Source organism: Streptomyces olivaceoviridis (assembly GCF_014650115.1).
In the GTDB taxonomy this organism is placed as follows: Bacteria; Actinomycetota; Actinomycetes; order Streptomycetales; family Streptomycetaceae; genus Streptomyces; species Streptomyces olivaceoviridis.
On sequence record NZ_BMUI01000010.1, the window covers coordinates 147034 to 160616 of the forward strand.

At 74.9% G+C, this 13583-nt stretch carries 10 protein-coding genes and 1 pseudogene; 4 read left to right on the top strand and 7 right to left on the bottom strand.

Features of this window, described 5'->3' with window-relative positions:
- Window positions 1–203: 203 nt before the first annotated feature.
- The 3 genes and pseudogenes from IE273_RS20750 to IE273_RS20760 all read right to left on the bottom strand — a co-directional run bounded on the left by IE273_RS20750 (window position 204) and on the right by IE273_RS20760 (window position 3224).
- Window positions 204–1283 (bottom strand): annotated as a pseudogene (locus tag IE273_RS20750) (hypothetical protein).
- Between the two features lie 116 nt (window positions 1284–1399).
- Complete coding sequence (locus IE273_RS20755; RefSeq protein ID WP_189816672.1) at window positions 1400–2650, bottom strand: FUSC family protein; 1251 nt, start codon at window positions 2648–2650, stop codon at window positions 1400–1402.
- Between the two features lie 79 nt (window positions 2651–2729).
- Window positions 2730–3224 carry an FBP domain-containing protein gene (locus IE273_RS20760; protein WP_189816673.1) on the bottom strand — a complete coding sequence of 165 codons (495 nt, stop codon included), beginning with the start codon at window positions 3222–3224 and terminating at the stop codon, window positions 2730–2732.
- A gap of 89 nt (window positions 3225–3313) precedes the next feature.
- Between IE273_RS20760 and IE273_RS20765 the strand changes: the two genes are divergently transcribed.
- Window positions 3314–4300, top strand: coding sequence for a DUF3626 domain-containing protein (locus IE273_RS20765; protein WP_189816674.1), 987 nt, complete (start codon window positions 3314–3316; stop codon window positions 4298–4300).
- Window positions 4301–4718: 418 nt separating this feature from the next.
- Here the strand turns inward: IE273_RS20765 and IE273_RS20770 are convergent, their stop codons facing one another.
- The gene (locus tag IE273_RS20770) at window positions 4719–5375 is read right to left on the bottom strand and encodes a PAS domain-containing protein (protein ID WP_189816675.1); all 657 of its coding nucleotides are present in this window, start codon (window positions 5373–5375) and stop codon (window positions 4719–4721) included.
- 203 nt (window positions 5376–5578) lie between these two features.
- Here IE273_RS20770 and IE273_RS20775 point away from each other — a divergent pair, with 203 nt between their 5' ends.
- The 3 genes from IE273_RS20775 (at window position 5579) to IE273_RS20785 (ending at window position 11158) form a co-directional block, all read left to right on the top strand.
- Complete coding sequence (locus tag IE273_RS20775) at window positions 5579–8782, top strand: cytochrome P450 (protein WP_189816676.1); 3204 nt, start codon at window positions 5579–5581, stop codon at window positions 8780–8782.
- A gap of 22 nt (window positions 8783–8804) precedes the next feature.
- Window positions 8805–9782 (top strand): phosphotransferase family protein, encoded by a 978-nt coding sequence (locus IE273_RS20780; protein ID WP_189816677.1) that lies wholly within the window; start codon window positions 8805–8807, stop codon window positions 9780–9782.
- Between the two features lie 86 nt (window positions 9783–9868).
- Window positions 9869–11158, top strand: coding sequence for an ROK family transcriptional regulator (locus IE273_RS20785; protein WP_189816678.1), 1290 nt, complete (start codon window positions 9869–9871; stop codon window positions 11156–11158).
- A 68-nt stretch (window positions 11159–11226) separates the two neighbouring features.
- On the opposite strand, the gene IE273_RS20790 is transcribed toward IE273_RS20785, so the two are convergent.
- From IE273_RS20790 to IE273_RS20800, 3 genes are all read right to left on the bottom strand, one after another.
- Window positions 11227–11472 carry a hypothetical protein gene (locus IE273_RS20790; RefSeq protein ID WP_229887308.1) on the bottom strand — a complete coding sequence of 82 codons (246 nt, stop codon included), beginning with the start codon at window positions 11470–11472 and terminating at the stop codon, window positions 11227–11229.
- A gap of 45 nt (window positions 11473–11517) precedes the next feature.
- Entirely contained in the window at window positions 11518–12549 is a 1032-nt protein-coding gene (locus IE273_RS20795) for an SDR family oxidoreductase (RefSeq protein WP_189816679.1), read from the bottom strand.
- 323 nt (window positions 12550–12872) lie between these two features.
- Window positions 12873–13529 (bottom strand): HAD family hydrolase, encoded by a 657-nt coding sequence (locus IE273_RS20800; RefSeq protein ID WP_189816680.1) that lies wholly within the window; start codon window positions 13527–13529, stop codon window positions 12873–12875.
- Window positions 13530–13583: the final 54 nt, after the last annotated feature.

A 13583-nucleotide genomic window follows, 5' to 3' on the forward strand; every position in this document is an offset into this window, starting at 1 on the left:
TCTGGTCCAGCCGCCGTGCTCCCGGTCCGGGTCCCGGTCCCGCCGGGGGAGGGGAGACCCTGCTCCCGCCGTCCCTGCCTCCGTGTCCATACCGCTACCCCAGGTCGTCGGTGCCCCCGCTCGTGACAGCCACCTTGGCCTGCGCGGGCCGCCGAGGGCAAGCCGGGCAACGGCAGCCGCGCGGCACGCACCGCCGGCGGTGGCTACCGGTCCCCGTCCGCCACCGGCTTGCCCGGCGCGTCCTTCAGGGGTGTCACCTGGTCGGCGGACGGCGCCCGCCACGGCTCCAGGTCGTCCCCGAGCCACTCGCCGACCGGCTCGACCGCCTCCAGGGTGGGCGTGGGGGCGAGGTCCTCGGCGTCCGCGTCGTAGTAGTCGTACCAGGGCAGGCCCGCCCGGGTGTACGCCGCCCGGTCCACCGGTGACGGCGGCGGTGCCTCGCCGGTGATCCGGCGCCACTCCGGGGGCGTGACCAGGTGCGCGAACACCCGCCCGGCGGGCTGCTCGGACCAGTCGCCCGGCGGCCGGTCGTCCCGGTACACCTCCTGCCGCATCGAGCCGCCGACGCCGAGCCCCATGGCCGTGGCGCGCCGCGGGGGAGCGGCGGCCGGGGCGGGCGGAGCGCCGAAGGCCGCGACGGGCGCGGACGGCGCCACTCCGGGGGGTCCGCCGGGGGCCGGGGCGGCCATGGGCAGGGCCGCGCCGTAACCGCCTCGTGCGTCGGCCAGGCGCCGCTGCCGCTCATTCTCCAGGCGCCGCCATTCGGCGAGGGCGTCCTCCTTCAGCGGGAACGACCGGAGCTGGACGCCGCCCCACGCCTCCTCGCCGGTGACCTGCCCCTCCACGGTCGAGCCCAGCCCCAGCGGTACGGCCACGAACTGGCGGACCGTGCCCCTGCCGGAGTTGACGCCGTCCAGCCAGGGCTGGCGGGGCAGCACCACCTAGTTCTGCGGACGCCGGGACAGCGAGTCGCGCCAGGGCTCGCCGGACACCGCGCACACCTTGCCCACACCGACCTGGAGCGCGGCCGGCTCCGACGCGGCGAAGCTGAGCCACATCGCCTCGCGCGGGTACACCGGCAGCATGACGCCGCCGCGCGCCCGCATCCCCGCGGGCACCCGGTCGGCGTGGTCGGCCACCCGCCGCACCGGGAACTCGCCCAGCCCCGGCGGCAGCGGATGCGTACCGGTCTCCGGCAGGCGCAGCGCGCGGACGAACCGCACCGCCACCCCGCCGGGCAACCGCAGCGTGTTCCCGTCGATCCGGACTCCGTCGCCGGCCATCGGTACGCCCTTCCCCTCGCGGCGCCGTCAGCGGCCGTCCGTACGTTCCCTCTCTCGCGGTGCCGGAAGCGCTCATCCGTACGCCCCCGCGGCGCCGGACCGCCCCGGCGGCTTCCTCACCGATGACGCTCGCCCAACCCCGCGTGGTTCCGCCACAGCTCCTCCTGGACCCCGAGGCGGTCGCGCAGCAAGGCGAGCCGGGGCAGCTTGGTCCGCTGCCCGCGCGAGACCCGGTCCAGCTCCTCCAGCAGGCGGCGGGTGCGGTGCTCGGTGTTCAGCTCGTCGATGATCCTGGTCGTCTCGGTCAGGACCGCCCCGAGCAGCTGCCAGTGCGCCCAGTCCTTGCGGATCTCCTCCTGGAGCAGCTCGGCCAGCCGGTCCCGGGTGCCGGCCGCCGTGTGCAGCTCGGCCGACAGCCGTGCCTCCGCCGACTCCGCGTTCTCGCTCAGGTGGGTCGTCACCAGCACCGCGAAGCTGACCACCGCGTCGGCGATCTCCGACAGCAGTTGCTCCACGGTCGCCCCCACCCGGGGCGGGAAGAGCTCCTCCGGCTCACGGGCCTTCGCCAGGTCCGTGAACGAGCGGGCCAGCACCCGCAGCACCACCGTGCAGATCTCCAGCGTGTCCAGACCCGTGCGCAGCACCACCCGGTGCAGCAGTCCCTCCTTCACCCGGGGATTGAGCCGCAGACTGTCCTCCGCCTGCCGCAGTGCCGCGTCCACCCGCACGATGTCGTGGTCCAGCCGGCGCGCCTCGTGCAGCCGCTCGGCCGCCCGCTCCCAGGGGATCCGGCCCCCGGCCTCCTCGCCCATCCGCAGCATCAGCTGGCGCACCCGCCGGGCCAGGTCCTCGATGGACCGGCCGGCCTCGTCCACCCACACCGGGGGTGGCAGCAGCAGGTTGCAGGCGGTGCCGACGACCGCGCCGATCAGCGTCTCGACGATCCGCGCCCAGGCGGTGAACCCGACCGTGGTGACCCCGAGCACCAGCATGGCGCTGATCGCCACCTCGGCGACGTACTCGTCGACGCGGACCAGGTGTCCCACGGCCAGCGCGGCGACGATCAGCAGGGCGAGACTCCACCAGGTCAGGCCCACCAGCACGCTGAAGGCGATGGCGACCAGGACGCCCGCGACCACCGAGTTCACCCGGCGGATGCCGTTGGTGAGCGTGGCGTAGAAGGTCACCTGGACGACCAGCAGCGCGGTCAGCGGCGCGGTGAGCGGGGCCGGCTCGGGACTCAGCCGGAGGGCGATGACGTAGGCGATGGTCGCGGCCGTGGCCGACCGCAGTGTCTGGACGACCACCGGCTCCCGGCGGCGCTTCGCCAGTCGCAGTAGTCCCGTGGTCAACTTTCGTTCGCGCATCCCTTGGCCTGTTCCCGCTCATCGGGTGCGTCGAACGTAGCCGTTCGCGGACCGGTTCCGCCTGATTTACTCCAGATTCCTACGTATACAGCTTGTCGACGAAGGCGGCCAGATTGCCCGTCGTACGCGCGATCTGCTCCTCCAGCGTCAGGCTCTCCTCGAACCGGGTGCCGGACTCGGGGACCTTCCTGCCGCGCACATACAGCGAACAGGCCAGGTCGGTGCACATGTACAGCCCGACCGAATTGCCCTCCCGGCCGGCCGCCCCCGCCTTCCGCGCGGTCATCAGTGAGACCCCGCCGCCGGGATGCGTGGTCAGACACAGCGAACACATGCTCCGGTGCAGGAAGCCGCGCTGCGCGGGCGGGAAACGCAGGGCCACGCCGACGAGCCGGTCGTCCCGTTCCATGACCAGATAGCTGCGGTCGGGAGCGCCCGGATCGCGCCAGCCGAGGAAGTCCAGATCGCCCCAGGGGCGGTCACCGAGATCGCGCGGGACGGCCAGGCGCTTGGCCTCGCCCTTGGAGCAGTTGATAAACGAGTTGCGGATGTCCTGCTCGGTGAGCGATCTCATGGGGGATCCTTCCGGATTGCCAGTCATACGAACGAACCTAGAGGCTCTAGGTTCGCAGCTATCCTATTTAGCCACATGGGGGTGGGCCAATGGATTTCCGCCAGGGGCTGCAAGGGCTGCCGCGGCGTGCCCGGCGAGCGCTGGACCATGTCGCCGGCACCGCGTCCGGCCCACCGCTCGACTCCGGTCTGCGCATCACGCTCAACTTCCACCCCGACCGGATCTCCGGTGGACTGCCGATCCTGGAGTCGCTGGCGCGGGACGGCGCGTACCACTCGCAGTTCGTCACCGGCACCAGCAACGGCGGCCTCACCGCGCACCCGGGCGGCGACCGGACGCGCTGGGAGAGCCGGATCTTCGGCGGCGCCTACGACGACGCCGACCCGGCCGAGCGTCCGGTGTACGGCGCGCTGGACTTCCGGCGCCAGGTGGTCGGCGCGGCCCCCCGCTTCGGCTCCTCGCACCTCAGGCTCTCCGGAGCGGCCCTGGCCCGGGCCACCTTCTGCTACCCGGACAGCTCGACCGAGCCCGGCGACTTCGGCGTGGCCGGCGCCATGCCGCTGATCGCCCTCGCCGAGGCCGACGAGCAGGACGCCCTCAACGACTACATCGAGGCCCATGTGCACGGGGGTGTGCTGCTCGACCGGGACGTGGAGGCGCTGGTACTGGACGCGAGCTACCGGGGCACACCGGTGGAGACGGCCGCCCGGCGCCTGCCCTTCCCGCTCGTCTGGCACCCCGGCTACCGCCTCACCGTCACCGCACTGCGCCGGCACGCCGACTACCGCGGCCCGCGGTACGCCGACCTGGGCGCCCGCATCGCCGAGCGCGGCCTCATCACCCCCCGCGTCATCGGCGACGCGGCCCGTAGCGCCCGGTACGACCTCCAGGCGCTCAAGATGGTCTGGCACACCCTGGCCCGCTTCGGATCCCCCGAGGGCGCGGGAACGGCGAGGCTCCCCCCGCCGCCTGCCGTCCCGCCTCGCACGGACACCGCGACCGGTCCCGGGGGCCCCGCGGCCCTGGCTCCCACGGGCTCCGCCGCGGTACAGAGCCCTCCGGAGCGCAACGGCTGAGGTTCCCGGAAGGCCGGGTCGTGGCCGCCGCGGATGCCGCCACCACGTCTTCGGTGGATGTCGCCACCAGGCTTCGGTGGGTGTCGCCACCACGTCCTCGGCGGACGCCGCCACCAGGCTTCGGCGGGTGCCGCCACCACGTCTTCGGCGCCACCAGGCTTCGGCGGGTGCCGCCGCCGGGGGCTGCCGCCGCTTGGACGGCTCCCCACCGCAACGCCACCGCCGACTTGGGCCCGCCCCGGCCACGGCGGGCGTGCTCCCCGACGTGCCTCGTGCCTCCCCACGGCCTGCCCTGCCCGAGCACCCCCGCTCCGGTCACGGTCGGTATCCCCCCGACGACCCGACCTCCCCGCCGGGCCGGCCCCCGGCTCCGGCGGAGTGCCCCGGCCTCGGCGGAGTGCCCCGGCCTACCCGCCCGCTACTCACTCCCCGTTCCCGCCCCCGTCCCCCGCCCCGGTTCCGGTGGCCACACCCCCGTGGCCAGTACCCCCATCGCGTAGGCTCGGGCCACGAGTTCCGTGCGGTTCGTCGCGCCCCAGCGTGCCGACAGGCGGCGCAGGTGGTAGCTGACGCCGTCCCCGGTGAGGCCCAGTTCGCGGGCGGCGCGGGCCGTCGTGGCGCCGCCCGCCAGCAGGGCCAGGACCCGTCGCTCCGTGTCCGTGACCCGTACCGGCTCCGGTTCCGGTGCCGGGCGCTCGCCCAGGACCCGCAGCATCACCAGCAGCGTCGGTGTCTCCTCCACGCTGTCGCTCACCGGGTCCGCCGTCAGCTCCCCGTGCCGCTCGGCCCCGCCCGGCGCCCGCCAGCACACCGACACCTGGTAGCGGGAGCGGTGCCGCAGGCGCAGCGCCTCGGCGATCCGCTCCACCTGGCCGGCCTCCTGCGGCCGGAACAGCTCCAGCACATGCCGGCCGCGCAGCCGCCCAGGGGTCGTACCGCACTCCGCCGCCATGGCGGGGTTCGCCAGGACGACCTGGCCGTACACATCGCACACGGCCACCGGTACCGCCACCCGGTCGAACAGCACCAGCGCACGGTTGCGCCACACCACCGCGTCGGCCCGTTCCGCTTCCATGGCACCTCATCCAAGGGGAAGGGCCAGGTCAGCGGCAACTTGGCGGAGAGGCTTCGGCCCCCGGCCGTGGCGCCCCCGCGCGCGCAAGTCCCGGCGGGCACTTTCCACTACACGATCGTGTAGTGCCATGGCCCCGGTGCCCTCCGCCCGTCGACCACCCTGGACGCAGTACATCCGTTACCGCGAAAGGCAGTTGCCGCGCCATGCCCCCCACCGCACTGCGCCCCGAACCGGCCGGAACCCTGACCGGTGTCCCCCTCGTCGACATCACCGCCTCCGGCCCCGGCCGCACGCCCATCCAGCAGACCATGGAGCTGATGCGGGAGCACGGCCCGGTGCTGGTGCGGCGGCTGCACGGGCGGGACGTGATGTTCGTCGCCGACGCTGACCTGGTCGCCGACCTGGCCGACGAGGAGCGGTTCGCCAAGCACGTCGGGCCCGCCCTGAGAAACGTGCGGGAGTTCGCCGCCGACGGCCTGTTCACGGCGTACAACGACGAGCCCAACTGGGCGAAGGCGCACGACATCCTGATGCCCGCCTTCGCGCTGGGCTCGATGCGCACCTACCACCCGGTGATGCTGAAGGTGGCCCGGCGGCTCATCGACGCCTGGGACCGTGCGGCGCGGGCCGGCCGGCCCGTCGACGTGCCCGACGACATGACCCGGATGACCCTCGACACCATCGGGCTCGCCGGGTTCGACTACGACTTCGGGTCGTTCGAGCGCGCCGAGCCGCACCCCTTCGTGGAGTCGATGGTCCGCTGCCTGGAGTGGAGCATGACCCGGCTGGCCCGCACCCCCGGCACCGACCACGCGGCGGCCGACGCGGCCTTCCGGAAGGACGCCGACCACCTCGCCCGGGTCGTGGACGACGTCATCGCCGCCCGTACCGGCATCGACCAGAGCGGCGCCGAGGACCTGCTCGGCCTGATGCTCAGCGCCCCGCACCCCGCCGACGGCACCACCCTGGACGCGGCCAACATCCGCAACCAGGTCATCACCTTCCTGATCGCCGGCCACGAGACCACCTCCGGCGCGATGTCCTTCGCCCTCTACTACCTCGCCAAGCACCCCGCCGTACTGCGGCTCGTGCAGCGCGAGGCCGACGCGCTGTGGGGCGACACGGCCGACCCCGAGCCGTCGTACGAGGACGTCGGCCGGCTCACCTACACCCGCCAGGTCCTGAACGAGGCGCTGCGGCTGTGGCCGACGGCCGCCGCGTTCAGCCGGCACGCCCGCGAGGACACCCTGCTCGGCGGCCGGATCCCGCTGCGCGCCGGCCAGGCCGTCACCGTGCTCGCGCCGATGCTGCACCGCCGGCCCGTGTGGGGCGACAACCCCGAGCTGTTCGACCCCGAGCGGTTCACCCCCGAGGCCGAGGCGGCGCGTCCGGTGCACGCCTTCAAGCCGTTCGGCACCGGTGAACGCGCCTGCATCGGACGGCAGTTCGCGCTGCACGAGGCGACCATGCTGCTCGCCCTGCTGGTCCACCGCTACCGGCTGCACGACCACGCCGGCTACCGGCTCACCGTGAAGGAGACCCTCACCCTCAAGCCCGAGGGCTTCACCCTCACGCTCACCCCGCGCACCCCTGCCGACCGCGTGCACGCGCCCCTGCCCGGCGCCGCCACCGCGCCCGCCGCCGGCACCCCCGCCCCGGACGCCCTCCCGGCCCGGGTCCGCCCCGGCACCCGCGCCCTCTTCCTGCACGGCAGCAACTACGGCACCTGCCGGGACTTCGCCGCCCGGCTCGCCGACGAGGCCGCCGCCGTCGGCTGCGCCACCGAGGTCGCCGCCCTGGACGCCTACGCGGACGGGCTGCCCACCGACCGGCCCGTCGTCATCGCCGCCGCCTCCTACAACGGCCGCCCCACCGACGACGCCGTCGCCTTCACCGCCTGGCTCGACGGCACCCCCGACCTGACCGGAGTGACCTACGCCGTCCTCGGCGTCGGCGACCGCAACTGGGCCGCCACCTACCAGCAGGTCCCCACCCGGATCGACGCCCGCCTCGCCGAACTCGGCGCCACCCGGCTCACCGAGCGCGCCGCCGCCGACGCCTCCGGGGATCTCACCGGTGCCGTACGGGAGTTCACCGCCCGCGTGCGCTCCGCGCTGCTCAGCGCCTACGGCGACCCGGACGCCGGCCACGACACCACGGACGAGCCCGCCCACGCCTACGCGGTCCGCACCCTGTCCGGCGGGCCGCTGGACGCCCTCGCCGAGCGGCACGGGCTGGTCCCGATGACGGTCACCGAGGCCCGTGACCTCACCGCGCCCGGTCATCCGCGCACCAAGCGGTTCCTGCGCGTCGCCCTGCCCGAGGGCGTCACCTACCGCACCGCCGACCACCTGACCGTGCTGCCCGCCAACGCTCCCGAACTGGTGGACCGTGCCGTCGCCGCCTTCGGCCTCGACGCCGACGCCGTCCTGGACATCCGGGCGACCCGTCCCCGCCCCCGCGCGGGCGAAGCCGAGCGTGGGGGAGCCCTCGCCGTCGACCGGCCGGTGACGGTACGCCACCTGCTCACCCACCACGTCGAGTTGCAGGAGCGGCCGACCAGCCGCCAGTCGGCCCTCCTCGCCGAGGCCAACCCCTGCCCGCCCGAGCGCGCCGCCCTCGCCGCCCTGCCCGGCGACGACCCGCGCACCCTGGTGGAACTGGCCGAGGACCACCCCGCCCTGCGCGGTGCCCTGGACTGGCCGCTCCTGCTCGATCTGCTGACCCCGCTGCGCCCCCGCCACTACTCCATCTCCTCCGCACCGGCGGCCGACCCCCGCCACGCCGACCTCATGGTGTCCGTGCTCGACGCCCCCGCGCGCTCCGGCAAGGGCCGTCACCGGGGCACCGGCTCCGGTCACCTCGCCTCCCTGCGGCCCGGTGACACCGTGTACGCCCGTGTCCAGCCCTGCCGCGAGGCGTTCCGGATCGACCACGCGGCACCGGTCGTGATGGTCGCCGCCGGCACCGGGCTCGCCCCGTTCCGGGGTGCCGTCGCCGACCGCCTGGCCGCCCGCCGTACCGGCGCCCGGCTCCCCGCTGGACTGCTCTACTTCGGCTGCGACGCCCCGGACGCCGACTACCTGCACGCCGAGGAGCTGCGGGCCGCCGAGCGGACCGGCGCGGTCTCGCTGCGCCCCGCCTTCAGCGCCGCGCCCGTGAACGGCGCCGCCTTCGTCCAGCACCGCATCGCCGCGGAGGCCGGCGAGATCTGGGAGCTGCTGGGCGCCGGTGCCCGGGTGTACGTCTGCGGCGACGGCGCCCGGATGGCTCCCGGCGTCCGCGCCGCCTTCCGTACCCTGTACCGCGAACGGACCCCCGGCGCCGACGAGGCCGCGGCCGAACGGTGGCTCGACACGCTGGTGGCGGACGGGCGTTACGTGGAGGACGTGTACGCGGCGGGATGAGCCGCCGGGGGAGGGGTGCGGGGTGCGGGACACGGAGGAACGGGCCCGGCGGGTCCTGGCCGCTGCGGGCCTGCCGCCCGCCCGGCCGGGCGGGGTGCGCCCGCTCGGCGGCGGCACCTACAACACCGTCGAGGAACTACGGCTCACCGACGGCCGCCGCTACGTGCTGAAGACCGCGCCGGACGCGCCGGGCCTGCGCTACGAGTCCCGGCTGCTGCGCTCGGAGGAGGAGTTCTGCCGCGCCGCCGCCGAGGCCGGCGTCCCCGCGCCCCGCACCGTGTGCACCGACGGCGGCCCCGCCGCACGGCACACCCTCCAGACCCACTGCCCGGGCATCCCCTGGGACGAGTCCCTCACCGTCGTCGAACAGGCCGCCCTGCGCCGGGAGCTGGGCGGCCACGTGGCCCGGCTGCACCGGGTGACCGGCCCCGGCTTCGGCTATCCGTCCGGCGCGCTCGGCCCGCTCGCCCCGGACTGGCGGACGGCGTTCACCGCGATGACCGACGCCGTGCTGGCCGACGCCCGCGACCACGCGGCCGACCTGCCGTGCCCCGTGGACGAGGTGGCCCGTATCCTCCGCTCCGGCCACGAGGTACTGGAGGAGGTCACCGTCCCGCGCGCCGTCCACTTCGATCTGTGGCCGGGCAACATCCTGGTCCACCGCACCCCCGCCGGACCCCGCGTCGGCGGACTCGTCGACGGCGAGCGCATGTTCTGGGGCGACCCCTTGGCCGACTTCGTCTCCCTCGCCCTGCTGGACGACATCGAGAAGGACCAGGACTTCCTCGCCGGCTACCGGGACGCCGGGGGCCGCGTCCGCTTCGACCGCTCGGAGCGGCTGCGGCTCGCGCTCTACCGCGCCTACCTCTACCTGATCATGCTGGTCGAGACGGTTCCCCGGGCGGTCGACGCGGAGCGGCGGCGGTGGACCCGGCAGACCGTCGCGCCGGAACTTGTCGCCGCGCTGGACGAGATCATATGTCTCCGCCTTAGCTCATAGCGTGAACTAAGGGTTGGGGGAATGTCGCGCCCCGGCTGTCCGAAGGGGTATGTTGCAGGTCGGGCAGGGTTCGTGAAGGGAGCCACATGGCGGCGCGCAACGGGCGCACGGTACGCGACCTGAGACGAGGCAACCGGACGGCGGTGCTCCAGCGGCTCTACTTCGACGGCCCGCTCAGCCGGTTCGAGCTGGGCCCGGCCACCGGACTCAGCTCCGGCTCGGTCAGCAACGTGGTCGCGGACCTGATCGCCGACGGACTGGTCGAGGAGGCCGGCAGCGTCGACTCCGACGGCGGCCGGCCGCGCACGCTGCTGCGCGTCGCCCCGCACAGCGGCCAGATGATCGGCGTGGACGTCGGCGAGACCCGCGTCCGGGTCGAGCTGTTCGACCTGGCCCTCACGGAACTGGCCCGCGCCGAACGCCCGCTGACCCCGCAGGGCTACGACGTCGACGTCATCGCCGGCCACATCCGCGACGGCGTCGCCGAGGTCCTCACCGCCGAACAGGCCGCCCCCGACCGGCTGCTCGGCGTCGGGGTCGGCGTCCCCGGCATCGTCGAGCGCACTCCGGACCGGGGTGCCGTCGTGCACGGGCAGACCATCGGCTGGGACGCGGTCCCGCTGGAGCAACTGCTCCGCTCGGCCTCCCGGCTCCCCGACGCAGTGCCGTACCTCATCGACAACGGCGCCAAGACGCTCGGCCAGGCCGAGATGTGGTTCGGCGCCGGGCGCGGCGCCCGCAACGCCGTCGTCGTGCTCTTCGGCTCCGGCGTCGGCGCCTGCCTGGTCACCCCCGAGGCGGAGCACGGGCGGGCCGTGGAGTGGGGCCATCTGACGGTACGGGTGCGCGGGCGCCGCTGCCGCTGCGGCGCGCCCGGCTGCCTGGAGGCGTACGCGGGCGCCGAGTCGCTGCTCGCCCGCTGGCGCGAGGAGGGCGGCCGGCCGCCCGAGGACACCGACGAGGAGACCGCGCTCACCGCGATGCTCGCCGCCGCGTACCCGTCCGAGGGCGATACGGCCGACCCGGTCGCGCTGGCCGTCCTGGAGGAGACCGCCGAGTACCTGGGTGCCGGCCTGTCCGATCTGATCAACCTCTTCCAGCCCGAGCGGATCCTCATCGGCGGCTGGGCCGGGCTCCAGCTCGGCACGCGGTTCCTGCCCGCCGTACGCCGGCATGCGGCGACGTACGCCCTGCGGCACCCGGCCGACAAGGTGACGATCGACCTCGGCCGGCTGGGCCCGGACGCGGTCACCGTCGGCGCCGCGATCCTGCCGCTCGCCGACTTCTTCGCCAGCGGCGGGCGCCGCCCGGAACCGGCCGCCGAGGTCCGCCTGCCCGCCTGGCGAACAGCGCTCCAGGAACGCGCCCCGCACTGAGGGGCAGGGGCGGGCCGGCCGGGGGAGCAAGGCGCACGGCCCCGCGCTCCGGCCCACGGGCCTCGGGGTCAGGCCGTCGGTTCGTCCGGGGTCGGGTGTTCCGGGTGTACCGTGCCCGGCCGCGGGGCGCCCCGGGGGCCGGTGCCGGCCTCGTCCGTGTCCGGTGCGACGTCCTCGTCCGGCTCGTCGCCGGCGGTGTGCCGCGGGGACACGTCCCACGGATCCTCGGCGGGCCGGGCCTGCTGGTCGGGCATGTCCCGGGGCACCGGCCGTTGCTCGGCTCCGGACCCGGAGCCAGGTTTCCGCACCGTCATGGTCTTCTCCGCTCCTCGTCGGCTCGTTCGGTGCTCCGGACGCGCTCAGCCGACCTTCCGCCCGCGCATCGGCTCGGTCTCCAGCCCACCGCCCTTGCGCAGGCCGTCCAGGAACTCCTGGATCACCTCGGTCGCCGTGTGCCGGGGCTCCCAGCCCAGCTCGGCGCGTGCCCGCGCGCAGTCCATCAGCGGCAGCCGCAGCACGGCGTCGAACAGGTGCGGCGAGGCGGGCAGCAGGTGCAGTCCCCAGGCGGCGGTGATGGCCGAGCGGGCCGCCGTACGCGGCAGCCGGACCGGCCGGGAGCCGAGCAGCTCGGCGAGCACACCGGCGTCCAGCGCGGGATCGGCGGCCAGGTTGAAGGCGCCCCGGGCGCTGTCCGAGCGCACCGCGAGCCGGTAGGCCTCGGCGGCGTCGTCCGTGTGCAGCGCCTGCACCCGCAGGCCGGGGATGTCCGGCAGGAACGGCAGCAGGTCCGGCCGGGCCAGCGGACCGGGCAGGAACCGCCCGCCGAAGATCCGTCGCTGCTCGCTCGCGGACTCCCACTTGAACAGGAACGCCGGCCGCATCCGGACCACCCGCACCTCGGGGTGGTCGCGCTCGAACACGTCCAGCGTGCGCTCCAGGTAGGCCTTCTCCCGGCAGTACGCGGCGTCCGGCCAGCCGTGCGTGGGCCAGGACTCGTCCACCGGGCGGTCCTTCGGCCCCGGCGAGTACGCCCCGACGGAGGAGGCGTGCACCAGCACCGGCACCCGGGCCGCGGCGACCGCCTCGAACACCCGGATGCCTCCGAGCACATTGGTCCGCCAGGTGGTGGCCGGATCATGCGTCGGCTGGAAGGCCCAGGCCAGATGGATCACGGCGTCGGCACCCTCGAACCGCTCGGCGAGGTTCGCCCGGTCCGCGGCGAGGTCGACGGCGGACCACTCGGTCTTCGGCGGCGACCACTCGGGCGTCCGCCGGGCCAGCCCGCGCACGGACTTGATGTCCGGGTCCTCGGAGAGCAGGCGCACCACACTCGTCCCGACGTTGCCGGTGGCGCCTGTCACGACGACCCTGCTGCCCGCTGAGCTGCTCACCTTCGGCTCCTTACGTCGGCACGGCGGAGGCTGCGACGAGCGGCCGGGTACCCGGGCGCCGAGTCCGCACACGCGGCACGGGGGCGGCACGGGGAAGCCCCGGCCGTGACGGGGGAATCACGACCGGGGCGGTCAGGTGGTGGGGGCGGATGGCGGTCGCCTCTCGGCGAGACGCTCCACAGGGCTTCAGCCGAACGATCGTCCCTGTGGGCAAAAGGTGAGGCCCGGGGACACTGTCCCATCCGCACCCACGGCCTGTTCAACGGGCAACCACACCCAGGTGTTCCAGCCCCTCGCGTGACGTGCGTCACCACCGGAACCGCTCAGCCCAGCGGGCTCCCGGCCAGCCGCGCCAGCAGGTCCGCGGGGTCCGCGTACACCGCCTCCGCCCCCGCCTCCTCCAGGTCGGCCCGGGGGATGCCGCCGCACAGCACGCCCAGACAGCGCACGCCGGCCTTGCTGCCCGCCCGCATGTCCCACACGGTGTCCCCGACGAACACCGCCCGCGAGGCCGGCACCCCGGCCAGCTCCAGCGCGTGCTCCACGGGCTCCGGGGCCGGCTTGCCCTCCCGCACGTCGTCCGCGCTCGCCGTGGCCGCGATGGCGTCGTCCGCGTCGATCGCCCGGCGCAGCGCACCGAGTTCGGCACCGCTCGCCGAGGTGGCGAGGACCACCGTCCAGCCGTCCCCGTGCAGCCGCCGCAGCAGCTCGCCGGCCCCCGGCAGGGCGGGGAGCCGGTCGAAGTACTGGCCGTACAGCGCCGTGTGCGCGGCGCTCAGCGCGGCGTCCTCGTCCCGGTCGCGGTCGTCGCCGAGCAGATGGGCGACGAGGTCCGTGGAGCCGAGGCCGACGGCCCGGTGCACGGCGTGCATGGGCACCTCGTGGCCCGCCTGCCGGAACGCCTCCCACCAGGTCACGACGTGCAGGTGATTGGTGTCGACGAGGGTCCCGTCGACGTCGAACACGGCGGCACGGTCCATTCCGGGTCCTCTCCGTCGGCCCCGGGTCCTTCCTGCCGGCCCCAGGGTCCTCGC